This window comes from Candidatus Zymogenaceae bacterium (genome assembly GCA_016931225.1).
Lineage (GTDB): Bacteria > Desulfobacterota > Zymogenia > Zymogenales > Zymogenaceae > JAFGFE01.
In genome coordinates this window covers 33,259-59,472 of sequence record JAFGFE010000035.1, presented here as the reverse complement: position 1 = coordinate 59,472, position 26,214 = coordinate 33,259, and the positions used below count along the sequence as shown (strand labels likewise).

The following is a 26,214-nucleotide window of genomic DNA, read 5'->3' as shown; positions in this document are numbered from 1 at the left end:
GAGTCGATGGAGGATTCAGTGAGCATTGATATTCGCCGAATGACGATGGCTGATTACAATGCGGTCATCGACTTGTGGCGAGGTCTTTCGGGTATGGGATTGTCGAAGTCGGACGAACCGGAAGAGCTTGAGCGGTTTATCGACCGTAATCCGGAGACATCGCTGGTGCTGACGCGGAATGATATCGTCATCGGCAGCGTCCTGGGGGGATTCGACGGCCGCCGGGGGTATCTCTATCACCTGGCGGTTCGAAAGGAGGACCAGGGCCTGGGATACGGGACGATGCTGCTGAAAGAGGTGGAGCGGAGATTTCACGCCCTGGGGGCGATGCGGCTTCATCTGATGATCTACACCGATAACGAGGCGGCGGAATTTTATAAAAAGCGGAACTGGTGGGTGCGGGACGAGCTTGTTCTCATGAGCAGAGACCTGTAGAGAACGGGGCCGAATGAGTGTGTCATTGATACAATGGATGTTTTTATATTACGTTGATGTGTATTGATTGCCTGATTGTAGATGGAGTCATCGCATGAAACGAAAAAAGACGTTGCGAATCGTATTGATTGTGCTGGCGGCGTTGATCGTCGCCTGTGGTGTGGGGTGGCACCTGGCGATGAACCTGGGTGCGACGCCCGAACAGACCGATTTCACCGTCGATCTTTCAGAGGTCAAGCGGCTTGCGGCCGAGGGTCCGGAGGCGCTTCCTGTAGAACTGCGGGGGGTCGTCATCGCGGAAAGCGGCATGCCGAACCGCTTCGCAGTCGCCGGCGGAGGCAAGGAGACCGCCGACTGGGCCTTCACGACCTTCCAGATCGTCTTTGATGACCGGACGATCATCGTCGACCCGGTCAACGACGAGCCGCGCTTCGAGGAGTGGATATACGATCTCGTCTTTCATCGCGATGTGTATGAAGAGATGCAGCGGGCGATGGATGAGGCGTGGCTTATCATCGCCACCCACGAGCACTGGGATCACATCGGGGGATTATCCATGTCTCCCAATGCGGTTGATCTGCTTACAAAGACGGTCCTGACACAAGAGCAGGTTGAGAGCCCCGTCATCGAGGAGGTCGGCTTCCCGGACGGATTACTGGATGAATATGAGCCTTTAGAATACGAGGGGCTTTTTCGTCTTGCGCCGGGGGTTGTGCTGATAGAATCTCCCGGCCACACACCCGGCTCCCAGATGATCTATGTGGTCCTGAGTGACGGTACGGAGTACCTCCTCATCGGCGACGTGGTCTGGCTGTGGGATAATATCGAGAAGGCGACGATCAAACCCTGGATCTTCAGCGCCATGATGGGCGAGGATCGAGACGCCCTGAAACACGAAACCCGCTGGCTGAATGATCTGTTTGTGTCTTCGGATACGACGCTGATTCCGGTCATCAACCATGATGCGGGGATGATCGAGGGGTATTTCGATGATGAAATCATCGGAGAGGGACTCCTCTGACCTTCCGCCGTGATCGATGACCTTCGTCCCGGACGCCTGTAGGACGGCGTATTCGAAAAGATGATGTGTTGATTCCCGCCTCTCCCCCGACTTCCTGCTGATGTGAGTATCTTTCGTGTCGCCGCGCATCTCTTTTCCGTGACGTGGGGTGGATCATATGTACTCCGGGTCTGATCTTGTGGAAACCGGCCGACAGAAAGGTCTGTTCACTCTCGAATGTTTGTCACCTGATTCCTCATCGGACGCGGGCGTGGACGCATATAGGGGGCGATAAACACGGATGCTTCAGAAACTGTACAATAAAACTCTCGACGTTATCGGGAAGGGGGGGGTGGATTTTACGGAACTTCTCCATATGGCCGAGGTATACCGCTCCGTGCGCTACGAGACAAAGGAGGAGATATTCGATAAGTGGGGAAGGTACTTCGAAGATATCCATGTCGTCGATATCAAGAAGACCAAAAACCGCTATCTGATCGGTACGGTCCGGAAAAAGAAGCTCCAGGAGGTGTATATTCTGGGAACGACCAATTTCACCAACCTCCTGCACGACCTGAACACGAAGCACGTGAAGCACCGGAAGCTCGGCATCATGATCCACAAGGGATTTTCTGACTTCGCGAAGGCCGTATATGACGACATCATCCCCCGAATCGACGTCCGGAGAAAACTTATCATCTGCGGTCACTCCCTGGGAGGGGCGGCGGCGGTCATCCTGGCGCTGATGCTCCGTATCGATGAGTTCCCAGTCAAGAAGGTCTTCGCCTTCGGCCAGCCAAAGTTTACCGATCTCGAAGGGGCCGACACCTACAACGACCTTGACGTAATCAGGGTCATCAACGAGGGAGACATCATCCCCCAGCTCCCGCCGGACGGTCTGGACGCCCGGGAGCAACAGTTCCGACATCTGGGGAAAGAGGTGATCCTGTTGGACGGGCGATACTATTCCCTGAACAGGGAGCATGCCGCGGAGAGCAGGCAGACGTCCGACCTGTGGGATGAAATAAAACGCTCGGTCAGGAAATCGACCCTGAACAAACTCGTCCGGTCGGTGGATTCGTTGATCAACGTTCACCTGATCGATGCGTATATCGACCGCATTATTCCGAAATGGAAGCGATCCACGAAAGTTCCGTATGAGGAGCGAAATAAATACATCAAGATAATCGGACAGACGGCATCCACGCGGGAGCTTCACGGGTAGGATGACCGGATTCATCCTCGAGCCCCAGCTCCGCTGGGGACAGGTTGTGGTTTTCCACAACAAAAAAGGAGTGGGACGATGACATCGAACGTCGACACGCGAATGTTTCTTAGAGCGCAAAAAAACGAAATCACCGAATATATCATTTATCGCAAGCTCGCACGGGTCGTATCGGATAAAAACAACAGGGATATCCTGCAGCGGATTTCCGACGACGAGCTGAGGCATTACATGATATGGAAAAAATATTCCGGCCGGGACGTCCGGCCCAATAGACTCAAGGTGTTTTTGTATTACTGGGTAGCGCGGATTCTGGGTATCACCTTCGGCATCAAGCTGATGGAGCGGGGCGAATCGGCGGCTCAGGGGGCGTACGAGGCCCTGGTGGATACGGCGCCGGAGGCGAGAAGAATCATCGCCGAGGAGAACGAACACGAGGACGAGCTGATCGGCCTTATCGACGAGGAGCGGCTGAAGTACGTCGGATCGATCGTACTGGGCCTCAATGACGCCCTGGTGGAGCTGACCGGGGCCCTGGCGGGCCTGACGCTTGCCCTTAGAAACGGAAAGCTTATCGCCATGGCTGGACTCATCACCGGTATCGCGGCGTCGTTTTCTATGGCCGCGTCGGAGTATCTCTCCACCAAGACGGAAGAGGACGAAACAAAACACCCCGTTAAGGCGTCGGTGTATACCGGGACCGCATACATCCTGACGGTGTTCTTTCTCATTTTTCCGTATCTGATTTTTAGCGACCCGATTTTCAGCCTGTGCCTGACGCTTTTAAACGCCATGCTGGTGATACTGGCCTTTACCTATTATATCTCCATCGCCAAGGATCTCACGTTCTGGGGGCGCTTCCTGGAGATGGCCGCCATATCCCTGGGCATCGCGCTGATATCCTTCGGATTGGGGTATGTGATTCGTCTTTTTTTCGATATTGACATATAGGTACAGAAAGGGGTGCCATGAAGGTACACTTCACCTGGGTGGGGGGAGCGACGTCGATCATAACGGTGGATGGCCTGAAAATCGCCACCGACCCGTGCCTGGCGCCGGCGGGAACGGTGCAGCATTATGCATGGTTCAAATCGGTGCGCAAAAACGATCCCGTGTATGCACCGGGGGCGTTCGATGATGTGGATCTGTGGCTGATCACCCACGGGCACGAGGATCACCTGGATGCAAAAGGGGTGACGGCCGTTCGTCCCGGGGCCCTTGTCGTGACGGATGAGACCGCACGGGAAGCGCTGGAGGGCGCGGGCGTAGACGACCTCCGGATACTCTCTCCGGGGGAACATACAACACTGGAGAAAAAGGGCTTCTCCATTTTTGTGGAGGCGATACCGATGGTGCACGGAACTCTCCCGCCGGTGGCCCGACTGGCGGGTGACGGCAACGGCTACCTGGTGGAGATCACCGGGGATGAATCGAGGTTTGTCTTCTACATCACCGGCGATTCGGTGCCCCATCGACGGGTGAGACGGGCGATCGCGGAAAGAACTTGCGACCTCTTTATCCCCTACGTGGGGGAGGCGCGGGTGGGGCGGGGACTGCGGGCCGCTTTGATGGGTGGGTTGACCATGAATATGAAAATGATGGGGAGGCTGAAGAGACTCATCTCCCCGAGGGTGACCGTACCGATTCACTATGGGACCTTCAGCCACTATGCCGAGTCGGTCGAAGCGGTCAGGAAGGCGGCGGGAGAGGGCACAACCCTCCTGGAGCCGGGAGAGACGGTGGAGATTCCCGTCACCTGAAAAATGTGCCGCGGGGAGGCGTTTATCGAGGCGTATTCGTACCGCATTCGTCGATACCGTACCGGCTCCCATCGACACTGGTTTTTTGATTCCATTTTGACGAACCGGCGCTTCCATCGGTGCCGGTTTACTGGTTCTATTGTACAGTAAGAGACTTGACAGATCACGGGAACCGACATAGTAGTTTTGTTAGCCATAGATAACTTTTTTTATATGTACAACACAGCATAATGGAGGAGATAATGGCGAAACGAATCGGGCTATCGGCGGCTTTTCTCCTCGTCCTGGTACCGGCACTCGTAGTCTCCCCGGCGGCATATCCCCAGGCGGCGGACGGGAACGCGTTTTTCTCCATCACACTCTCGGTGACCAATTGCTTTCTGCTGCCCTGTGACGGCGGGTATCTCCTGATTGACACCAGCTACCCAGACCAGTATGAGAAATTTCTGAAGGAGCTGGCGAGGATCGGCGTGGACGTCTCCGAGATACGATACGTCCTTTTGACCCACCATCACGACGACCATGCCGGCTTCATCGCCGAATTCGTCGAGAAGAATCCGGACGTGACGGTGATCGTGCACGAGGCGGACCTGGCGTGGTTGGCGGCGGGGCAGAACAACGAGGACGCGGCTCCCCTCAACGGGTGCATACGCGTGCTTTTGGGGCTGTTCGGGGCCTTTCATGAATTCGGTTTCCCGGGATATATCGTGAGGGAAAACGACATCATCCTCACCGGCGATGACGACGAGCTTCTTCACTCCATCGGCATCGACGGGGTGATCCTCCACACCCCCGGCCACACCGACGATTCGGTCTCGGTCGTCATGAAAGGCGGCGACGCCTTTGCGGGGGATGTAACCATGAACTTCATGAAGGTCTGCTGCATCAGGCATCGGCCCATCTTCGTCAATGACATGCCCCAGGTCCGGGAGAGCTGGGAGCGACTGCTGGAGGCGGGCGCCGTGACGATCTACCCGGCCCACGGGAAGCCCTTTGATGCGGACAAGCTGAGGGGTATGTAAGCCGGAATAGATGTCAGTCCGCATGTGATTTTCAGCCTTTTTTCCGCCGAAGGCGCCCCGTGCGATTTCCGGCCCTGTTTGTAGCATCACGGCGGATCACATGCTGTTTACACCGGAGGTATGTGTCGTCATGCATACCGCCGATCAACATCACCCTGGAGGAAGTATGAAACACGTGTATCTCTCTACCGGGCACGAACTGAAAATCCCGAATATCGTGGACAATGAGGGAGTCTATCTGTTTGACGATACCGGCAACCGTTATATGGACTTGGAATCCGGGACGTGGTGTATTTCCGTTGGACACAAAAACGAGCGCATCAATAAGGCCATCATGCGGCAGATTGGTACTGTGATGCACACGGGATTCTGCTACTCCAACCAGGTCTTGGAGGAATCGTCGAAAGCAGTCCTGTATATAACGAATTTCGGTGACGGTAAGTGCGTTTTTCTGTGCTCCGGAAGCGAGGCCATTGAGATATCGAGACAGATATCAAAGCACCTTTCGGGGAAGAACATGTCGATGACGCTGCACGACTCGTATCTCGGGGCGTATGCCTCCGTGACCGACAGGACACGGAACTGGTATGTGTTTGACTGGGAGCGGTGCAAAACATGCGGGAAAAACGGCGAGTGCGATCCCTCCTGTGACGCAATACAGGATATCCCGGAGGAGATATCGGATTTCATATTCGAGCCTGGAAGCTCATCGGGCTTTGTGAGATTTCCCCCCAGGGCGATGATCCAAAATATCGTCCACAGGGTTCGAGACAATAACGGAAAAATCATCGCAAACGAGGTCACCACGGGTATCGGCCGGACCGGGATGTGGTTTGGATATCAGCATTATGATATCGAGCCTGATTTCGTGGCGATGGGGAAGGGAATCGGGAACGGATATCCGGTGAGCGTCGCGGCGATCAATCCCACAGCGGTGGACGAGCTGGAAAGAAGGCCGTTCAAATACGCCCAGTCTCATCAGAACGATCCGCTGGGGGCGGCGGTTGTCGGGGAGGTGATACGGGAGATCGAGGAAAACGGACTGATCTCACGGGCGAAAGAAAAAGGCCCGAGATTTCTCGACAAGCTCACATCTCTTGTGGATAATGAGACAATTCTCGATGTGAGGGGACGGGGGATGATGTTCGCGGTTGACCTGGTGGGTGAGGATACAGCGAATGAGATATATGATAAGCTGATTCGGCGGGGATACATCGTCGGGAACAGGGGACGCTCATTTCGAATCGATCCCCCGCTGATACTGACCGAAACGGAATTTGACGGATTCATTGACGCATTCGAGGCGATACTTCGCACTCTAAAATCATCCGCATAACATGTTGCTTTACAGGATTCGAAACGAAGAACGGTTTTATCGATGGGGATATCATGAGTCGAAAATACAGGTGGTCATTGTGATTGAAGTCAATCCGATGAAAAAGGGAGAGGAACGGGAAACCTACGAGCTCATCGTGCGCGTGTTTCATGCGCATGTCGCCCCCGTGTATACGAAAGAGGGTGTCGCCGAGTTTCTCGGTATGCTGTCGCCGGATGGATTGAACGAGATGAGAGGCGGGGAACACTCATGTGTTATTCTGGCCAGGGAACATCACACCATTATCGGGGTGGTGTCGGTCATACGCGATAGCCACATCGCCCTCTTGTTTGTCGACCGGGAATATCAGATGAAGGGTATCGGTAAGAAGCTTATCGATGAAGAAATTAAAATCTGCTTGAATCGGAATCCCGATTTATCGGCGGTGACCGTCAGCTCATCGCCGAATTCAAAAACATTTTATGAAACGGTCGGATTTGAAGCCCAGGGGGATGAGGTCGACGAGGACGGCATGCGCTTTACTCCGATGCGAAAATCGATCGCACACTGAATCGGCTCTCTGAATCACACGCATTTCGTACCGTCTATTTTCTTAAAGCCGCCGGGAAAGCGGCTTCTCCTTTTTCATAGATGGGTGTGCGTGTCTTTTTACATTTCTTCCTTCCCGGTACAACGCTTTCCATCGACAATCTCCCAATGTTCCGATAGCAGCGATGGATTTGTCCTCCATCGTCGCATACACGCCATGTGCCCGGGTCCATGTGGGCGGGAAGCGGGTGCCTGATGTTGGCGCCGTGATGATCTCCCCGGCCCACGGCAAGCCCTTCAGTGCGGATACGCTGATTGGTGAAATAAATGTATGAAGAAACGGGAACAGGTGAAAAAAAGTAAGGTCAAAAATGTCAGAAAAAGGGATATAATAATATCCATCGATCTCGTAAGGATGGTAGGCGAACATCGGGATCGAAATCTATTGGGGGAGTATGGAAAATGAATCGAAGAATACTCTTTTTCACCGTTGTTTTGTCCGTGATGTTCATGGCAGGTCCCTCATTTTCCTCCGAAGACGAAAAGATGATTCTCTCACCTTTTTATCTGTCTGAAGAAGCGGAGGCGCTCCTCGAACACAACGGATTCGTCGTCGTGGGGGGAAATCAGGAGGAGATATATGATATCTACGATGATGCGGACGAATCGGGCCAGCCGGTCTTCGTGACGACAGATCTCGTGCTACACACCGGACATATTTTCTTTGATTATCTCCTGAGGATTCTGGAGGTCGAGGAGCTTTCGGATGCGGCGAAGGATTTGACGGATCGGATGCTCGTCCTTTCCATCGACCAGTACGAATCGGCGACTGACCCCGATGTCAAGGAGGCGGCCCTCCTCAACATCGGGTATTTTTCCGTGGCAAAGAAAATAATCGACCCCGCGTTCGAGCCGGGCTACGGCCTCGATGAAATGGTGGATGCGGAGATCGAAAACATCACGGCCCACGAGGGGCTGAAGTTCCGCGAGCTCCTCCCGTACGTCGAAAACCCCGACCTTGAAACGACGCCCTACGCGTACGAAGACTATTCCCAGTATGTCCCCCGGGGACATTACACCAGGAACGAAACCTTCGAGACATATTTTTTAGTCATGATGTGGTACGGGCGGATCGACTTCAAGCTGACGCCGGGCAAAAACGAAGACGCGAAAGAAGACGGGCGCATGATGACCCTCCAGGCGCTTCTCATAACCGACGCCCTCGCCAACGATGGCAACGTCTTCGACCTGTGGAAGCGGATCTATGAGCCGACGACCTACTTCGTGGGAAAGGCCGATGATCTGACCGTGTATGACTATCGAAAGCTGGCGGACGACATCTTCCCGAAAGGGAAATCCGTCGACAGATACGCCCAGGCCGATCTCCTCTCGACCTTCATCGAGGGGGCCAGGAAGCTCAATCCGCCCAAGATTCTCTCCGGTGCGGCCTTTACCGATGACGGAGAATTCGATGATACCACCATGGGCTTTCGCTTCATGGGGCAGCGCTTCATCCCCGATTCATACATGTTCCAGCAGCTCGTGTACGGCGTGAAGGACCTCGGGTACACGGGGGAGGGCGATCCCTTAACGATGGAGTATATCCCCAACGTCGGCCCCGCCCGGGCGTTTCCCCGGGGGTTGGATGTCATGGCCGTTCTGGGATCGGAGCGGGCATACGAGATATTGCAGCAGGAGGGAGACACCGACTACCTCCACTACGACGAACAGTTCCGGATGCTGAAAGAGGAATTTACCACAAGGACTGAAGACGAGTGGACGGAGAACCTCTACTGGCGCTGGCTTTATGCCCTCCTGCCACTGTTGGAGGAGCCTGTCGGTGACGGCGTCCCGGCGTTCATGAAGAGCGAGCCGTGGCTCGACAAGTCGCTTGCGACCTCCCTTGGCTCATGGACGGAGCTCAGGCACGACACGATCCTCTACGCAAAGCAGAGCTACACGATGATGGGGAAGGGACTTCCCATGTCTTTTGATACGGCGTACGGCTACGTGGAGCCCTATCCGGAGGTCTACGCCCGCCTTGGGGAAATGATGGCGGACATCAGGCTCAACCTCGACACGCTGGGGATCGCCCCCGAGGGCGTCCCGGAGAAGCTCGCGGCCTTCGAGACGCTCTTGTCCCAACTCGAAACCATCTCACAGAAGGAGCTGAGGGGAGATGCCCTCTCCGATGAGGAATATCGGCTCATCGCGGATATGGGGGGCACGCTCGAGAGGATGACGGATTTCCCCGATGACCTGATGGAGAAAATCACCTCGGACACCGACTCGAGGATGGATATCATCGCCGACGTACACACCGACCTCAATACCGGGAAGGTGCTCGAGGAGGGCGTCGGGTCTCCGTTCGACATCTACGTCATCGTCGACGATGCGCATGGGAAGCGGGTGTGTCGGGGCGGAGTGTTTTCCTATTACGAGTTCAAACATCCGCTCTCGGACCGGCTGACCGACGAGAAGTGGCAGGAGATGGGCGAAGAGAGCGCGAGACCTCCCCAGCCGGAGTGGATACGGGATTTCACCGTCCGTTAGGGGAAGGAAACAACAACAATCCTACAATGTGAGGGTGTGACATGTTCGGAATCGGCATCTATGAGCTTTTTGTTCTTCTGATCCTGTTGGGAATCATCGTGTCGGCCATCTTCCTGTTCCGCATTGTGAGGAAGAAATAATACGACGGTCGTACCATCATAAGAGATACAAAGAGGGTGCGGCCGGATACCCACATGAATGAGTGACGAGCTCCCCGGACGGTCGGGCCGACATGAAAAGCAGACTCTGTGTCATAGAGCACCGTACCCGTGCATGAACGCGGGGACGGCGTCCGCCACTCCTCCCGGGATGTGCCTGTATCCCCCATGGCCGCAACCAGAGCAATCGCAGTCAGGAACGTTCACCCGAAACGTACTCGATGCGCTCCCTGAGATTGTCATACCGAACCGGCTCGGGACAGAGCTTTTGAATGCCGCCGAGGCCCACCTTTTTTTGATCTCCGAACGTCCGATTGATGTCATCCGTGCCGATCACGTAAAAGGACCAGCGGTTGACATCCAGGACGTGTTTCGGGTTCTTGTCCTGACGCTCTTCGTAGACGCAGAACACATAGCAATCCGCGGCGCGAACAGGAGTGTCGTGGTATTCGTCGGTGTGTGGGTCCCATCCCTGTTTTTTCCCGATATCGAATATAATCGCTGAATAATCCTTCTGGCGCCAGCTCTGAAGGTATCCCGCCGACTTGACCTCGACGGTCAATGTCCCATCCCCCGTATCGTGCCGGACATCCACATCCGCCCATTCTTCCCGGGGGGTATCTGTGTGTCCCAGGGCGGCGGTCACCAGGAACTCGGCGTAGAGCGGGCGGACGGTGTTCGTGAGGAGGTCGGAGTAGGCCCATGCCCAGAAATCCTTTAGGGTGAGGGGATCGAGGCCCGGAATGCGGGTATCGGCGGGCAGCGTTTTGACAGGTGCGGTTTCATGAGGCGTCGAATTCATTATGTATGCCTAATAATATTGTGTGTTCCGTGTTTTTCAAGCGATAGAATATGGGAAGCCCGTTTTTGTCTCTCGTGACGAATGGTGCAGTGGGCGTCATGCTTGACCGCCTTGATTGTCTTCCCGCCGCTTTACCGATCAACATTCCGGTGATGTTTTACCGACAGCGGAACGAGTGGATCGTCGGTCGCTTGTTCGCCCGGCAAAAGAGTGTTCCGCTTTTCTCGCCTTTTCGGAAATCGGATTGTCCGATTCTGTTTGGCGTGAGTGGGGCGGCGACAATCCATCGATCCCGCCGGTGAGGCGTCGGATACGATCGGTATTCCGGGGGAGAAGCGTGTGTATGGTCGGGCTGTAATAATTTGCGGGATCGTTCATAGGAGGCGCGGCGCATCACTCCGGTTGATGATCCGAGTAGGGGGAGGAAGACGCACACGCCGACAACCGCAGGCACGGCCCACAGCACAGAAAGCGGTCGTGATACGGGTGACGATATGGATGGTGAGTCGGGTGAAAATGCAACACCATGCGTTCGGTGGTGCCGTCTCTTCATCAGGGTGTGCATGCGAGGACGGTACCCCTCATTCACGTGTATTCGCGGGGTTCGGTAATCTTCTTCGAAAACGAGATCATCGGAAGCTTCCCGTTCGTAGAGAAGATGATGCGCACCTCAATGGTCACGCCGTCATGAGAGATGACTTTATATCGTGCCAGGGATTCGAGATCGCCGGGCCGCTTCATGAGGGATTCATCATTTTTGATTTTTTCGAAGACCAGCCGAGTGAAATCCTCTTCGAAGACTGAGCGAACAGTATGAGATTCGATAGTGAACACCTTCATCGGGAGCATGTAAGGCCTGCCTCTGCGGGTAGTAGAACAACTAACAAGTATCAAGAGATATTATACAATGGATGAACAGTTTGTAAACTGTTTTAATAAAAAAAATGTGAAATATTCATAGAAAAAACAATTCAAAAACAATTTCCTGCATACGAACGGTCCGCGGCACGGGACGGAAAAAGACCGAATGACATGTACCGTATCGATGGATCGGAGGGAAACGGGGTCGAAATAACCTACCACTTCTCCTCACGAACCTGGTTTTCTTTCAGGTCCTTCCTGATGGCGATGATGTTTCCCGGCGTCACCGATTGGTTCTCGGGAAGGGGCGCGTCTCCATTTTCCGCCCCGAGCTCCGCCACGCTTTTAAGACCCTTCAAGGTATCGGCACCGTTTAGGGCGGGGGCGTCGTCGTAATAGTCGAACCAGGGGAGGTCCATTCGTGTGTATTCCTCCGCCGTGGGCGGCATGGTGGGGGGATTCTCCCCGGTGATGCTTCTCCATACCAGTGAGTTGGCGATGGCGATGAAACAGCGGCTGAACTTTCCTGTGTCCCAATCGTCGATGCCGTAGGGATCAATATATATCTCCTGCTTCATCCGGCCTCCGGGGGCGAGCCCCATGGCGGGCGCACGCTCAGTTCCCATGGCCTTCGGCGACTTCATCTTTGATCTGACGCGAATATCTGAATCCTTTACCTCGGGGAAGCGTTCCTCGAACACCTCCCGTTTCATCGGGTATGCAATGATCTGGATGCCTCCGTGCTCCGCCTCGCCGGTGATCTGCTCCTCCGCCGAGTAGCCGCTCCCCAGAGGCATGGCCACAAACTGGCGGATGAAGCCCTTTTCCACCGTGTATCCATCCAGCCAGGGCTGCTTCGGAATGACGACGTAATCCTGTGGCGCCTCGGAGATCCCGTCGGCCCATGCTTCTCCGGTGACGGCGTTTATCTTTCCCGTGGCTATTTTCACCGCGAACGGGTAATAGGTTTCACGCGTGCTGATGAATGTACCGTAGAGGCGGATCCAGAGCGCTTCGGACTGGTACATGGGGAACATCACGCCGCCCCGGGTCAGCCATGATTCGGGGAGGCGATGGGCGAAGTCGTCGACATATCTTAACGGAAACCGTCCCAGTCCGGGGGGGAGGGGATAGTCCTTCCCGTCGTCGGGGATGCGCAGGGTGCGCATCAGTTCGATGTGACATGTCGCATTTTCATGAACCTCGGGGAAAGAAAAAATAAGGCGATCGTGTTCCAAAAAGATCATAGATACCTCCTGTTACCAGTCGCCGTCTCGAACCTGTCTGGTGACGTGATCGATGGTGCGATCGGGTTGATGTTTCAATTCCCGGATGAGCCGGGCGAAGAGCTTTGGCCGCGTTCGGATGACCTCCAGGAGGTCCGCGGATACCTTACCCGCCATCGCCAGAAGCACGTCCGGGTCCTCGTTCAGCTCCCGTGCCAGCAGGCGGATTTTTTCCTCGGACGGCGGTGACTGCAGCCCCCGCTCCACGCTGCTCAGGTACGCGGGCTGCACGCCGATGCGATAGGCGACCTGCCGGACGGAGTAGGATGGATCGGTGAGCCGCAGCTCCTCCCTGCGGCTTCGCACGTATTCTCCGAATGTCTTTGTCATATGTATAGTGTATAGTAAATGATATACGCTGTCAAGTAATTTATTATATTAGATTGTAAAAATGTTGAAAACAAGCGGTGTGTATCTGTGTGGATATCGTCTGTGTGTGTATCGCCGGAATATCTTTTACTCTTTTTTCCCTTCATGATGCTCGAGAGGCGGGTGCGATTAAGGTGTTCGGCGGTCCTGGAGGTGCGGGGATGGTTTCGGTCGGAGTGAAGTGAGTGGTCCGGTGCATGACATGCCTGCATCATTCAACATCTGGCTGGGAGGGGAGTGAGGGCGAATATAAAAAACCGGACCCCTTCCGATATTCGAAAAGGAGTCCGGTAATGGTTGAAGGCGGGATATCGCTGTTGAGAAGACGGGTATCCCGCCCTTTGTACGGGTGAGTATTGTCGTAGAATACCGGCGATAACTCAGGGCGCAGGCATTCCTCTTCGCCTTAGTCGATGATGACGAAGTGCTTGATGTCGGTAATCTTCCCGTATCGTTTATCCTCAAAGATCGCCTTGACCCGGGCGCCCACCTTTACCTTGGATTCGTCGGTAATCTCCACGAAATGCTGGAAGGCCGTGTCGGCCCCGTCCAGGGTGATGAAGGCGTAGCCGTAGGGCACCGGTTTCTGCTTGCCGGTTTCCGGATCCAGAAAGGCGAAGCGAAGGATGGTGTATGAATACAGTTTTCCCTCGTCGGCCACCTTGACCCATTCGGTCATCTTGGTAAAACAGGGACCGCATACCTCGCGGGGCGGCACGTATACCTTCCCGCACTTGGGACACTTGATGCCGTAAAACTGCTTGTTATCTCGAATCTCGGACAGGAACTTGCTGCCGTAGCGGCCGATCGCATAATGGAACGGCTGTTCCCCCTCTCCGGAATGCATCGTCAAGAGGTCAACTCCGAGGTTGCTCATTTCGGACCTCCCTTTCCTTATGGTTTTTTACTTCTTAAGACGGAGATGTCTGACCAGAAACACCCGCCGAACCCGGTGGCCACAGCTGTTTCAACGTCCGGAACCTGTCGATCGCCTCCCTTGCCCATGACCTGAATGGCCGCCTCGGCCATTCGGAGCAGAGCCGTGGCGCCGATGCAGTTTGTGGCGATGACGCCGCCGGAGGGATTGATAGGAAGCTCCCCGTCCATGTTCGTCACTCCGTCCCTGACAAGCCTGGGGGCGCCGCCCCGCTCGCACAGGCCGATCGCCTCGATCCAGGAAAGTCCGGCGCAGGAATAGGGGAGATAGAGCTCCATCACGTCGATTTCCTTGAGGGGCTCCTTGATGCCCGCCTTCTTGTAGGCCTCCTTCGACGCAAGCTCCATGGAGACGAGCGTCGTGAGGTCCGTATCCCCAAGCAGGTTGAAGGGATGTTTGACCGATCCGGCGTGATACCAAGCCGGTCTCGAACATATCTTTTCAGCGTAGTCCTCATTTGCCCACACCACCGCGCACGCACCGTCGGTACGGGGGCATACGTCCAGGAGCTTGATGGGATCGGACAACATCGGGGAACTCATAACGTCCTCGAGGGTGATCGGCTTTCTCAACTGGGCGTAGGGGTTGTTCAGGGCGTGGGTGCGATCCCGCACCGCTACGTGAGCCGCATCCTCCTCGGTGGCCCCGTATTCTGACATATACTTGGTTGCCTCCACCGCCAGGCCGCCGATGGCCCCGGCGAAGACCAGGCGGTCCCATATCGGGTCGAAGGCGGTGGTGATGGCTGCGGTGGTGTCGGATTCGGAGTTTTTCTCCCACCCGATACACAAAACCTTGTCGAACATGCCGGACGCGGTGAGGTAGAAGCCTGACTGCCCGACGGTTGAGCCGGTGGTGCCGCCGGTGGTCAGCTTGAAGGTCGGTTTCATAAATCCGCCGCTGCCGTCGATGCTCCACGTATCAACGTAATTGATGCCCTCAAAGTGGTCCATGTTGCCGATGACCACGGCATCGATATCCTCTATGGTCAGGTCACCGTCCTCCAGGCACCGGACCACCGCCTCGTTTATCAACTCAATGCCGTTGACATCCAGGCGGCTGGAGCGGTGATGGGTCTGGCCGGTGGCCACAATTGCCGTTCTCTTTTTACCCATGACTACCTCCCTACTATCCAAACACAGTGTGACTGTCCGCAGGGGCCATTGATCCCGTGGGCCAGGGCGGTGTTAACGTTCTTCACCTGGTGATCACCGGCGTCGCCCCGTACCTGGAGCACCGCCTCGGCCAGCCGTATCATGCCGCCGACGATAACCGGATGCCCGGAAAGGAGGCCGCCGGAGGGATTGACCGGAAGCTTCCCGTCCATTTCGGTGACTCCCTTATCGATCAGTTTTCCTCCGTTGCCGACGGGGCAGAAGCCCAGGCCCTCGTACCACATCAACTCCATGTAGGAAAAGGCGTCGTACACTTCGGCCACGTCGATCTCCTCGAGGGGATCGGTGATTTCGGCCATCTCGTACGCCTTCGATGCGGCCATATCCAACGCCAAGGCGTCGGCCAGGTCCCTGTCTCCCAGGAAGTAGGAGTCGGCACAGTATCCCACGCCCTTGACCCATACCGGTTTCTTGGCCTTTTTCGCTCGATCGTCTCCGGCGATAATCACCGCACAGGCGGCGTCGGAGATGGGGGAGCAGTCATACAGTTTCAGGGGATCGGCGATGAGACGGGATTCCAACACGTCCTCCAGGCTGACCTCCTTCTTGATCTGTGCATAGGGGTTTTTCAAGGCGTTTTTATGGTTTTTCACCGAAACCTTCGCACACTGCTCTTCGGTCACGCCGTATTTCGTCATGTACCGGCGCATCTGCAGGGCCGCCGAGTTCAGGGAGTCCAGGCCGATGGGCCGCATATAGAGCGGGTCGAATATGGCGTTGGTGATCAGAAGATTTTCCGATTCAGACCCCTTCACATGGGCGACCACCAGGCTCGTCCCGTACACCCCGGAGAGAATTCGTGTCATGCCGTAGAAACAGGAGAATGTGCCGTCGCCCTCCAGGGCGGACATGTTTTTCCCCATGCCGGCGCCGCAGGCGTCGCCGACCGCCATGGTCGAGATTGTCCTGCCGTCCCAGAAGTCGTTGGAGGTGGTGATGACGTTGTCGATGTCGTCCATCGTCATGCCGGCGTCCTCCAGGGCCTTCTGGGTTGCTTCAAATACCATATCGGCGAAGGTGTCCCCGAGCTTGTTTCGCTCTATAGTGGTTTGTCCCACACCGACGATGGCGATGTTGTCAATACCGCTCATGGTTCACCTCATCAAATCGGTTTGAAATGTTTGATGTCCAGAATCTGGCCCGTACGCTTATCGTTGAAGACCGCCTTGAGCCGCATGCCCACCTTTACCTGATCAGGAGAGACGCCGTCGATCATATGTGCGATGCCCGTATCCGCGCCGTCCAGCAGTACTATCCCGATGATTTGTGGTTTTTTCCCCGGGATCAGGTCGCTGTCGTACCGAACAACGGTGTAGGTCTGAAGAACTCCCTCGTCCTTCAGCTCGACCCACTCGTGGCAGGCCACAAAGCAGAAGGTACAGGTCTTTTTCGGCGGGACGAAGACCGCCTCACATATGGGGCACTTGGTTCCCCATATTTTCTTGTTTTCCTTGAGTTCGGTGAGGAAACGGCTCCCCACCTCGCCCACCGACCAGGTATATGGAACTTTGATCCTGCTCTCATAGACCAAAAGTTCCTGGTCTTTCAGGTCAGTTGCCATGAGATTCACCTCCAATGGTTGTATGTGTATCTACCGTGTGTGTACCTATTATGTGTATCATATCGAATATCGTCCTATTGCGTCGGCGCCGTCGGGTTTGACGGAGCAGCCGGTGCGGGCGATGTGTTTTCCTTCAGCTTCAGAGTGCCGTACGTCTCCAGGAGCCGGTTGATATCGGTGGTTTTTAGATCCACGCTCCCCCCCGAGATGGGAAGGAGTATGATTTTCTTGCCTTGAAGGCTCTTGGCTATCTCCAGCATGACCAGCTTCTCGCCCCCCGCCCCGGTGAGGGCCCTGTTTTTCTCCTTGAGGGCCTCCGATTGGGCCAACCCTTCGGCCAGGATCGCCTCGGCGATGCGTTTTTGCTGCTCAAAGTATGCGTCCGCCTCGATGACGGCCTTGCGGTAGTTACCGTCCGCTTCGGCCACCATCTTGTTTACCTCGCCAACTGCGTCGTTGAGCTTTTTGAGATACTCCTCTTCCTTGGCCAGGGCCTCGGAGATGTATTTTTCCGCCAACTGGTCCGCCACCTTGCGGTCCTCAATGGCCTTCGTATATTCAGGATTGAAGCCGTAGTCCTTCGTGTTGACCTCTTCAACAATGATGCCGTAGGGATTGAGGATTTCGTTGAGAATCCGCTTGGCTTCCTCCGCCTGTTTTTCCCGTTTTTTGGAGATGTAAAACTCCTCGGTTTTGAGCTCGCCGAAAATGTCCCGGGGACGACTCCGACAAACGGTGCGGACGACGGCGTCTCGAACCTCGTCATCGTTTTTCGCCACGTACTGGATGATGTACGGGGCCATCTCCTTATCGATTTTGTACCTGATGATGACGTCCATGGAGATGTCGTTCCCGTCGATGGTCTTGAACAGGAGGTTATGATCCTCGCCCATCATCTCCATCGTCTGGACTTTTATATCCAGGGTATGAAAATCATTAATGACCGGGATCATGATGTATGTGGAGCCGGGCTGGTAGATCTTATCCTGAACGCCCTTTTTCCCCAGCAGCCCGAAGAAGGTGATTTTTTTCGTGCGTACGCCCACCTCGGTGGGTCCGGTGGTGTAGCACCCGGAAAGGAGAAGGGCGAAAGCCGACAGTATCAGGATCGCTCGTATGGTATGTTTCATGATGCGCCTCCCTTACCTTACCTCGAACAGCTTGAGGGTTTCATCGAGGTCCAGAGGATTGATGCCGCTGGGTCCGTCGCTGGGAAGAATGATGACGTCAAGGCCCTGGTAGACCTTCGCCATCTCGAGTCCCACGATGTTCTTGGAGCCTGAACCCAATAACGCCTCGTTGAGGAGCCGCTGCTTTTCCGCCTCAGCCAGCTCCACCAGGAGGTCCGCCTCGGCCTTCCGCTTACGGACGTATTCCTCGGCCTCCGCCTCCTTCATGACCACATAGGCGTTTCCCTCCTCCAGTTTTACCGCCACCTCCGCTTCGCCCTCCTCGATGATTTTCTTGACGTTCGCCAGTTCCGCTGCCGCCTTGGCCTCTGATTTTCGGGTGAAGAAGAGCTGGTCCATCAGCTTTTTTTCCTCGATGTTTTTCTGTATCTCGTCCGAATAGACGAAATAGCGCACCAGCACGTGCTCCACGGTGATGCCCTTGGGATTCAGATTTTCGTTGAGCATCTCCCGGGCCAACTCCGCCTTCTCGGAGCGTATGGGGCTGTTGTAGAATTCCTCGGTGGTCAGCTCTCCCAGGGCGATTTTCAGGATCGGCTCCGCGTTGGGTTCGATACCATTGGTTTCATACAGGATGCCGGGGCCGATCTCTGTGAAGGTCAGATACGGGTCGCTGATGCGATAAAGAATCGACACGTCCACGTCCACGTAAAAGCCGTCGGACGTCTGGATATGGGCCGCTTCCGACGGCTTGTAGCCCTTCGTGTAATGGGTGGGGAAATTGGTCAGGTCAAATACCTGGATGTCCTTCGGCAGGATATGGACCTTCTCCACGAAGGGGATAACGAATCTGAGGCCGGTATCCAGAGGCTCTTCCTGGATGCCCCTGGAATCCCTCAGGAAGGGGATGACGTTGAATTTCACCTCCAGGATGCCCACTTCGTTGGGTTTGATGTAGACGAAAAACGCGACGTAAAAGAGGTAGAGCAGCACGAAAATGATAAGCGGGTACTTGAGCACACTGGTGGTCTTGATTTTCTCTGTTACTGCGTCGACTTTCGCTTTGATCTTCGCGGAATCGACACTACTGGCGGTTGACATGACAAAACCTCCACTTCATTGGTGTGATCGCAGGGCCGCCAATAGCCCGGAAATCGCCTGAATACGATAACGGGGGTCGTGTGCCGTCGCTTCCCGGAAGGGAGAAAAAACAGAGAGGTTCGATCGGCGGGAGAGGGGGACGACGCGCCCTCGTGAATTCCCGGGCCGTCTCAAATATGCGAGCCAACCATAGGGTTTTTCAAGGTATCAGAGTTGGGGGGTGATGTCAAGGTTAATTGATTGATTAGTCAATCTTTATCCGCCATTGCGCTTATGGAGATTTTCGGATATAATTTATAGCAAGGAGGGCCGGTTTTGAGGTGAAATAGGCCGATTGGCGGGCTGTTTTATTGAGGAAATCCCGCATTATTTTGTGTCAAAAATGTACCAAAAAATCAATATGTGGGCAAACATTACATCAGTAATACAACATATGTACAAAAATAAAAAAAATAAGATGTAAGTGCCCGATATCTTTATATATTTCTTGACAACTTTATTTAATTTATATATCATTTAAGCGACAAAAAGTATAATTATTATATAACGAACGGTGCCGGTATGGAACAGATCAAGGTTTTACGGGTTCTCGCCCACGAACTGCGATCGGGAACCAGAAGCGAGCGCGAAGTGGCCTCCGTTTTTCTCAAGGCGGTCATTCTCAGAAGAAATGAATCCCTGTATAACAAGGCGTTCGCCGCATATCACCTCTTTATGGAATGGCTGTCGTTGACCTATAATGAACAGCGCATTCTCATTCGTCAGGGCCATTACAATGTCAATATCCCGGTAGAAGACGCCCTTAGGGTCGTCCTGGCGCCCGTGGCGTCGAGTGTCAGCGGATTTTTCCATGCTATATTTAGTAATCGGAGAACGCTGGAGGCCTTCATCATGAACATGGTGAGCCTCTCGGCGGTGGTCGTGATGATCGTATTCACTGTCGACTGGAACATCAGATCGACGGCCAAAGAAGAAACTCCAAATACCGAGACGGTGTCCGAAATGACACTGGCCGATGCGCGGACGTTGGTTATTGAAAACAGAAACTACGACGAATCGTTTCTCATGGCACTCTCCGCCGCGGTCGATATGGACGACGAGCTGTCGGACAGTATGACGGAAGAGGCCATTGACGACCTGATGTCGTCGGGGAGGGTGTATGAGCGGAACATCCTCGTGACCGGATATTATTCCCCTCTGCCCGATCAGGAGTACTACGCCACCGGCAGCTACTGGGGAGATATCAAGCTGAACGGCCGGGGTATCCTGGCGTACGATGAAACGCCGGTATACATGGGAATGGCCGCGGGGCCTCCCTCTATGGGTATCGGGACGAAGATCATCATCAGGGAGCTGGAGGCGTTCGATATGCCCGCCATATATACGGTACACGACCGGGGAAGCGCCATCAAGGGCAATCGTCTGGATATCTGGATGGGGTACGGCGTCGAAGCCATGGAAAAGGCCTACGATATCACCGGGTATTATCGGGTGACGGTCGTGGAATAGAGGAGACGCCGGGAAAGAGTAAAACCAACATTCTGCCTGCAAAAAGAAAGTGTTACTACCGACGGCCGGGAAACTCCCGGTCGTTTTTTTTTGGGGGGAGGTGTCTTTTAAACATATCGGATTGGATTGGGCAAAAAAACATTGATTTTATTCACCGTTTTTGTATTATGATTTGAATCATCATCATGCGGTGGGAGTCTTCTGTGGCAGAGCGAAAAGATCTTTTGGAGCTGAGGTCGGAAATAGACCGGCTTGATGAAGAGCTGGTGCGGCTCATCAAGCATCGCGTCGACCTGGCGGTGCACATAGGCCGTATCAAGGCGGAAGAGGGGATAGACGTGTTCGACGCCGCCCGGGAGGCGGTGGTGATGCGCAGGCTTTTGGAACTGTGGGGCGGGGATCACGATGTGCAGTTTATCGAAAACATCTATCGTGAAATTATCGGCGTTTCACACGCCGTCCAGCGGTCCCCCCGCATTGCATATCTGGGGCCGGTGGCGAGCTTCACATACAGCGCGGCCCTCAGAAAATTCGGCGGCTACTGCCAGTTTTTCGCCGCCCGGGGCGTTGATGACGTGTTCGACGGGGTGTTTCGCCAGGAGGCGGATTACGGCGTCGTCCCGGTGGAGAACTCCACCGAGGGTATCGTCACCCACACCCTGGATATGTTTCTCGAGTCGAACCTGAAGATTGTGGGGGAAATCTACCTGCGCATCAGCTTCGATTTAATGAACAAGACGGGCCGAATGGAGGACATCCAGAAAATCATCTCTCATCCCCAGGGTCTGGCCCAAACCCGCCGATGGATCGCACATAATCTACCCAAGGCGGAGCTGGTGGAGGCGGCGAGCACCTCGGAGGCGGCGCTTCTGGCATCGAAGGATCAGCAGTACGCCGCCGTGGCCGGGGAGGATGCGGGTAAGATGTATGAGCTGGCGGCGGTAAAACGGGATATTGGGGACAAGGCGGACAATTACACTCGTTTTTTGATCATCGCGGAAAAATCGCCCCCGCCCACCGGCGACGATAAGACCACGATCCTTTTTTCAGTCAAGGATCGCCCCGGCATTCTTCACAAAGTTCTGGGTCCCCTGGCGAAGAGGAATATCAACCTGTCCAAAATTGAATCTCGTCCCTCCAGGCGGGAGCTATGGGATTATGTCTTTTTCCTGGATCTCCTGGGACATATCGATGATAAGAAAATATCCCGGGCGTTGGATGAGCTGAAAAAATACACCACCACAATCCGCTACCTCGGATCGTACCCGAGGAGTGATGTCAGGAGAAACTGATGATAAAGAAACTCGTACCGGACTACATCCAAACCCTGACGCCCTACCCTCCGGGAAAGCCGATAGAGGAACTGGAGCGGGAGTACGGCATTACCGATTCTATCAAACTTGCATCGAATGAAAATCCCCTGGGGCCGTCGCCCCGAGCGATGGAGGCCATTCGGGAAGCGGTGAAGGATATTCACCGCTACCCGGACGGCAGTTATTTCTATTTGAAGAAGAGGCTTGGAGAGTTACACGGTCTCACCCCGGATCATTTCATCATCGGCAACGGATCCAATGAGATCATCGAGTTTCTTATCCGCACGCTTGTGAGTGTGGGAGATGAGGTGATTGTGGGTGATCCAAGCTTCATCGTCTATCGTCTCGTAAACCAGGCGGTGGGCGGGAAGAACGTGATCATTCCCCTGAAGGACTGGAAGTTCGATCTCGACGCCATGAAACGGGCGGTCACCGATCGCACGAAACTCATCTTCATTGACAATCCGAACAACCCGGTGGGGACGGCCGTCACCGATGAGGAATTCTCCCGTTTTATCTCGGATTTGCCGGATACCCTGGTTGTGGTGCTTGATGAGGCATACAAGGAGTTTACGGTGGGGGAGGGGCATGTGGATTTCTCCCGGTACATGATGGGGCCTGTGCCCATCGTCTCCACCAGGACCTTTTCCAAGCTCTATGGATTATCCGGCCTGCGCGTCGGCTACGGCGTCGCCCGGCCCGACATCATCAGCATGATTCACCGCATCCGATCTCCCTTTAACGTCAATCATATCGCCCAGGCGGCCGCCGTTGCAGCCCTGGACGATAACGAATTTATCGAGCGCACTTTGGCGGTAAACAAGGAGGGGATGGACTATCTCTACGGTGAGTTCGAACGCATGGGGCTGTTTGCCGTGGAATCCCACACAAATTTCATCCTGTTGGATACGAAAAAGCAGGCGGCGGACGTCTATGAGGCGATGCTGAACAAGGGGGTTATCGTTCGATCCATGAAGGGCTACGGTCTCCCCACGTTCATCCGCGTCACCGTTGGGACGCCGGAAGAAAACAGACGGTTCATTGCGGCCCTCGACGCCGTATTGGCCGATTAAGGAAGACAAGGAGTCTCTATGATATTCGTTTTACGACCCGGTCACACTCAGGAGGAGCTGGACCACATACTTGAAGTTATTACCGGTTCGGGGCTGACGCCCCATGTTTCAAAGGGTGAGGAACGCACGATCATCGGCGCCATCGGCGACGAGCGAATCCTGCAGTCCCTTCCCATAGAGAGCTTTCCCGGCGTTGAAAAAGTCGTTCCGATTCTAAAGCCGTACAAGCTCGTCAGCACGGATTTCAAGAAGGAAAAGAGCGTCGTTAACATTAGAGGTGTCCCCTTCGGGGGAGACAAGGTACAGGTGGTGGCGGGTCCCTGCGCCGTGGAGGGTCTGGAGATACTCAGAGATATCGCGAAAGAAGTCAAGAGCATGGGTGCGCTCCTCCTTCGGGGCGGGGCCTATAAACCCCGCACCTCGCCCTACGCCTTTCAGGGTCTGGGCGAAGAGGGCCTGAAGATGCTGGCGACGGTTCGGGATGAAACCGGGCTGCCGGTGGTGACGGAGCTGATGAATATCCGCTACGCCGAGCTGGTCAATAAATACGCCGACGCCATACAGGTGGGCGCCAGAAACATGCAGAATTTCGATCTCCTCAAGGAGATCGGGAAAATGAAAAAACCGGTCATCCTCAAGCGGGGAATGTCGGCCACCATCAAGGAACTGCTCATGAGCGCCGAGTATATCGCCTCCGAGGGCAACAGCGACATCATCCTCTGCGAGCGGGGTATCCGCACGTTCGAGACCGAGACCAGGAATACCTTGGATATCAACGCCGTTGCGGTTCTCAACGGTCTGACCCATCTGCCGGTGGTTGTCGACCCCAGCCATAGCACCGGCCACTGGAAGCTGGTGACGCCCGCGGCCCTGGCGGCGGTGGCGGCGGGGGCCGACGGCCTCTTGGTCGAGGTGCATACCGATCCTGAGAAGGCGGTCAGCGACGGGGGGCAGTCCCTCAAGCCGTCGAAGTTCCGGGATCTGATGGAGCGGGTGAGGCTCGTGGCCGAGGCGGTGGGACGATATGCCTGAGAGAGAAGCCGGCGCCGATACGGTGCATATCACGCCTGCGGGAAGCATCCGAGGGGAGCTCTTCCCTCCCGGCGACAAATCCATATCCCATCGAGCGGTGATATTCCTCTCCCTCGCCACGGGCACGGCGAGGGTGAGGAATTTTCTCTTCGCCGACGACTGTCTGCGCACCGTGGCGATCATGGAGAAGCTGGGGGCCGACATCGTCCGGGAGGGCGACGGTCTGGTCATCACCGGCAGGGGGCTTCGAGACCTAACGGAGCCGGATGATGTGCTCTTCTGCGGCAATTCCGGCACCACGATACGGCTGATGCTGGGAGTCCTGGCGGGGACCGGCTTTTTCTCCGTCCTGTCGGGGGACGAGTCCCTCTCCCGCCGACCCATGGGCAGGGTGACCGAGCCGCTTTCCCGCATGGGGGCGGTCATCCGCGGCAGGGAAAACGGGAGATTTCCACCCCTGGCGGTCATCGGCGCCGATCTCAAAGGGGAAAAGTTCGATCTCACCGTCAGCTCGGCCCAGGTCAAAACGGCGCTCCTCTTTGCGGGGATGCGGGCGGAAGGCACAACCCGGGTCAGGGAACCGTCTCCTTCAAGGGATCACACCGAGCGCATGATGGATTATTTCGACATCACTCTCTCCCGGGAGGGGGAGGGGTGGCTCGCCGTTGAGGCGGTTGACGGATTCGATGCGAAGGATATCGAGGTGGCCGGCGACCTGTCGTCGTCGGCGCCCTTTATCACGGCGGCCCTGATCGTGCCCAACTCCGAGCTGATTATACGAAACGTGGGATTGAATCCGGGCCGGGTGGGTATCCTCGAGGTTTTGACCGCGATGGGCGGGGACATTACGGTGGAGAACCGGCGGGATGTCTCCGGCGAGATTGTGGGTGATCTGGTGGTGCGGTCGTCGGAGCTTTCCGGGATAACGATCGACGGCGAGATGATTCCCCGGGTGATAGACGAGATCCCGGTGCTGGCGACGGCCGCAGCCTACGCCGCAGGTGAGACCCGCATCACAGGTGCCGGCGAACTTCGGGTCAAGGAATCCGATCGTATCGCCACAATGGTGATGAATCTCAGGACACTGGGGATTGACGCCGAGGAGCTCTCCGACGGCATGATCATACCCGGCGGCGGGCGGATAGAGGGGGGGGAAGTGGACTCCTTCGGTGATCACAGGATAGTGCTGGCGGGTGCCGTGGCCGGAATGGTTTCACGGAAGGGGGTGACGATATCCAACGCCTCCAGTGTCACGATTTCATACCCGGAGTTTTTCGACCACCTCAGAGTACTCTCACACCCAGAGGCCGTATGATGCATTCTCCTGACGCAAAACGTCTCGTCATCGCCGTGGACGGGCCCGCGGGATCGGGGAAAAGCAGCGCCAGCCGGCTTTTGGCGGAGAGACTCTCGTATCGGTATATCGATACCGGGGCCATGTACCGGGCGGCGGCGGTGGCGGCTCATCGGTCGGGCGTCTCAGTTGACAACGACGCCGCCCTGAAACGACTCATGGAGGGTGTCGACATCTCGTTTGTATCCGGACGCATCCATCTTGACGGTGAGGACGTATCCCGGGCGATCAGGGAGCCGAAGATGGACGGACTCTCGTCCGCAGTCTCCGCCCGGGCGCCGATTCGGGCCGCCCTGATAACCCTCCAGAGACGCATGGCCGAAGCGGGTGGCGTGGTTATGGAGGGAAGGGACATCGGCACGGTGGTGCTGCCGGATGCGGATATAAAGTTTTTCATCACCGCCTCGGCCGAGGTGCGGGGAAAGAGGCGGTACACGGAGAGAATCGGTCGAGGGGAAGAGGCGGACCTCCAGGAGGTGATCTGTGCCATCAAACAGCGCGACGAGCGGGACGCCCGACGGGAGCTCTCTCCGCTGGTGCCGGCGGACGATGCAGAGGTGATAGATACGTCCCCGATGAATCTTGAAGAGGTGGTTGATTATATGATGGAGAGGGTGAAAAAGCATGGCATATGAACGGATTTTTTCTTTTTGACTTGACTAAATATTCAAAATGGTTTAACTTTAAGCTTTAT

Annotated in this window: 25 protein-coding genes; 15 read left to right on the top strand and 10 right to left on the bottom strand. The window is 55.5% G+C overall.

The genetic code is table 11. The features are described from left to right. The first annotated feature begins 6 nt into the window (after window positions 1–6). From JW885_13550 to JW885_13510, 9 genes are all read left to right on the top strand, one after another. Window positions 7–435, top strand: coding sequence for a GNAT family N-acetyltransferase (locus tag JW885_13550; protein MBN1883187.1), 429 nt, complete (start codon window positions 7–9; stop codon window positions 433–435). Between the two features lie 94 nt (window positions 436–529). After that, a complete protein-coding gene (locus JW885_13545) occupies window positions 530–1,456 on the top strand; it encodes an MBL fold metallo-hydrolase (GenBank protein MBN1883186.1) in 927 nt (308 codons plus the stop codon). 280 nt (window positions 1,457–1,736) lie between these two features. Further along, window positions 1,737–2,660 carry a lipase family protein gene (locus tag JW885_13540; GenBank protein ID MBN1883185.1) on the top strand — a complete coding sequence of 308 codons (924 nt, stop codon included), beginning with the start codon at window positions 1,737–1,739 and terminating at the stop codon, window positions 2,658–2,660. 78 nt (window positions 2,661–2,738) lie between these two features. Then, a complete protein-coding gene (locus tag JW885_13535; protein ID MBN1883184.1) occupies window positions 2,739–3,611 on the top strand; it encodes a VIT1/CCC1 transporter family protein in 873 nt (290 codons plus the stop codon). Between the two features lie 17 nt (window positions 3,612–3,628). After that, entirely contained in the window at window positions 3,629–4,420 is a 792-nt protein-coding gene (locus JW885_13530; protein MBN1883183.1) for an MBL fold metallo-hydrolase, read from the top strand. A 242-nt stretch (window positions 4,421–4,662) separates the two neighbouring features. Then, window positions 4,663–5,442: an MBL fold metallo-hydrolase gene (locus tag JW885_13525; GenBank protein MBN1883182.1), complete on the top strand. Its 780-nt coding sequence runs from the start codon at window positions 4,663–4,665 to the stop codon at window positions 5,440–5,442. A gap of 166 nt (window positions 5,443–5,608) precedes the next feature. Then, window positions 5,609–6,778, top strand: coding sequence for an aminotransferase class III-fold pyridoxal phosphate-dependent enzyme (locus JW885_13520; GenBank protein ID MBN1883181.1), 1,170 nt, complete (start codon window positions 5,609–5,611; stop codon window positions 6,776–6,778). Between the two features lie 79 nt (window positions 6,779–6,857). After that, window positions 6,858–7,328: a GNAT family N-acetyltransferase gene (locus JW885_13515; protein MBN1883180.1), complete on the top strand. Its 471-nt coding sequence runs from the start codon at window positions 6,858–6,860 to the stop codon at window positions 7,326–7,328. Between the two features lie 440 nt (window positions 7,329–7,768). Next, entirely contained in the window at window positions 7,769–9,859 is a 2,091-nt protein-coding gene (locus JW885_13510; GenBank protein ID MBN1883179.1) for a DUF3160 domain-containing protein, read from the top strand. A gap of 351 nt (window positions 9,860–10,210) precedes the next feature. On the opposite strand, the gene JW885_13505 is transcribed toward JW885_13510, so the two are convergent. The 10 genes from JW885_13505 to JW885_13460 form a co-directional block, all read right to left on the bottom strand. Beyond that, the gene (locus JW885_13505) at window positions 10,211–10,819 is read right to left on the bottom strand and encodes a hypothetical protein (protein ID MBN1883178.1); all 609 of its coding nucleotides are present in this window, start codon (window positions 10,817–10,819) and stop codon (window positions 10,211–10,213) included. Window positions 10,820–11,404: 585 nt separating this feature from the next. Next, window positions 11,405–11,668, bottom strand: coding sequence for a hypothetical protein (locus JW885_13500; protein ID MBN1883177.1), 264 nt, complete (start codon window positions 11,666–11,668; stop codon window positions 11,405–11,407). Between the two features lie 227 nt (window positions 11,669–11,895). After that, window positions 11,896–12,927 carry a hypothetical protein gene (locus JW885_13495; protein ID MBN1883176.1) on the bottom strand — a complete coding sequence of 344 codons (1,032 nt, stop codon included), beginning with the start codon at window positions 12,925–12,927 and terminating at the stop codon, window positions 11,896–11,898. Window positions 12,928–12,939: 12 nt separating this feature from the next. After that, window positions 12,940–13,296: a helix-turn-helix domain-containing protein gene (locus JW885_13490; protein ID MBN1883175.1), complete on the bottom strand. Its 357-nt coding sequence runs from the start codon at window positions 13,294–13,296 to the stop codon at window positions 12,940–12,942. Between the two features lie 445 nt (window positions 13,297–13,741). Beyond that, window positions 13,742–14,182 (bottom strand): Zn-ribbon domain-containing OB-fold protein, encoded by a 441-nt coding sequence (locus tag JW885_13485; protein ID MBN1883174.1) that lies wholly within the window; start codon window positions 14,180–14,182, stop codon window positions 13,742–13,744. Window positions 14,183–14,229: 47 nt separating this feature from the next. After that, a complete protein-coding gene (locus tag JW885_13480) occupies window positions 14,230–15,387 on the bottom strand; it encodes a thiolase family protein (GenBank protein ID MBN1883173.1) in 1,158 nt (385 codons plus the stop codon). A 2-nt stretch (window positions 15,388–15,389) separates the two neighbouring features. Further along, window positions 15,390–16,529, bottom strand: coding sequence for a thiolase family protein (locus JW885_13475; protein ID MBN1883172.1), 1,140 nt, complete (start codon window positions 16,527–16,529; stop codon window positions 15,390–15,392). A gap of 20 nt (window positions 16,530–16,549) precedes the next feature. Next, window positions 16,550–17,008 carry a Zn-ribbon domain-containing OB-fold protein gene (locus JW885_13470; GenBank protein ID MBN1883171.1) on the bottom strand — a complete coding sequence of 153 codons (459 nt, stop codon included), beginning with the start codon at window positions 17,006–17,008 and terminating at the stop codon, window positions 16,550–16,552. Between the two features lie 74 nt (window positions 17,009–17,082). Continuing rightward, entirely contained in the window at window positions 17,083–18,138 is a 1,056-nt protein-coding gene (locus JW885_13465) for a prohibitin family protein (GenBank protein MBN1883170.1), read from the bottom strand. A gap of 12 nt (window positions 18,139–18,150) precedes the next feature. Then, entirely contained in the window at window positions 18,151–19,239 is a 1,089-nt protein-coding gene (locus tag JW885_13460; protein ID MBN1883169.1) for an SPFH domain-containing protein, read from the bottom strand. A 561-nt stretch (window positions 19,240–19,800) separates the two neighbouring features. On the opposite strand from JW885_13460, the gene JW885_13455 reads away from it, so the two are divergent. The 6 genes from JW885_13455 (at window position 19,801) to JW885_13430 (ending at window position 26,155) form a co-directional block, all read left to right on the top strand. After that, complete coding sequence (locus JW885_13455) at window positions 19,801–20,748, top strand: hypothetical protein (protein MBN1883168.1); 948 nt, start codon at window positions 19,801–19,803, stop codon at window positions 20,746–20,748. A 203-nt stretch (window positions 20,749–20,951) separates the two neighbouring features. After that, window positions 20,952–22,040 (top strand): prephenate dehydratase, encoded by a 1,089-nt coding sequence (gene pheA, locus JW885_13450; protein MBN1883167.1) that lies wholly within the window; start codon window positions 20,952–20,954, stop codon window positions 22,038–22,040. After that, a complete protein-coding gene (locus JW885_13445; protein ID MBN1883166.1) occupies window positions 22,040–23,134 on the top strand; it encodes a histidinol-phosphate transaminase in 1,095 nt (364 codons plus the stop codon). Before pheA ends, JW885_13445 begins: the two co-directional genes overlap by 1 nt. Before the next feature lie 18 nt (window positions 23,135–23,152). Beyond that, window positions 23,153–24,166, top strand: a complete 1,014-nt coding sequence (gene aroF / locus JW885_13440) for a 3-deoxy-7-phosphoheptulonate synthase (GenBank protein MBN1883165.1) — start codon at window positions 23,153–23,155, stop codon at window positions 24,164–24,166. Further along, a complete protein-coding gene (gene aroA / locus JW885_13435) occupies window positions 24,159–25,481 on the top strand; it encodes a 3-phosphoshikimate 1-carboxyvinyltransferase (GenBank protein MBN1883164.1) in 1,323 nt (440 codons plus the stop codon). The genes aroF and aroA overlap by 8 nt, the downstream gene beginning before the upstream one ends. Further along, on the top strand, window positions 25,481–26,155 hold the full coding sequence (locus tag JW885_13430; protein ID MBN1883163.1) for a (d)CMP kinase: 675 nt from the start codon (window positions 25,481–25,483) through the stop codon (window positions 26,153–26,155). The genes aroA and JW885_13430 overlap by 1 nt, the downstream gene beginning before the upstream one ends. Window positions 26,156–26,214 lie beyond the last annotated feature (59 nt).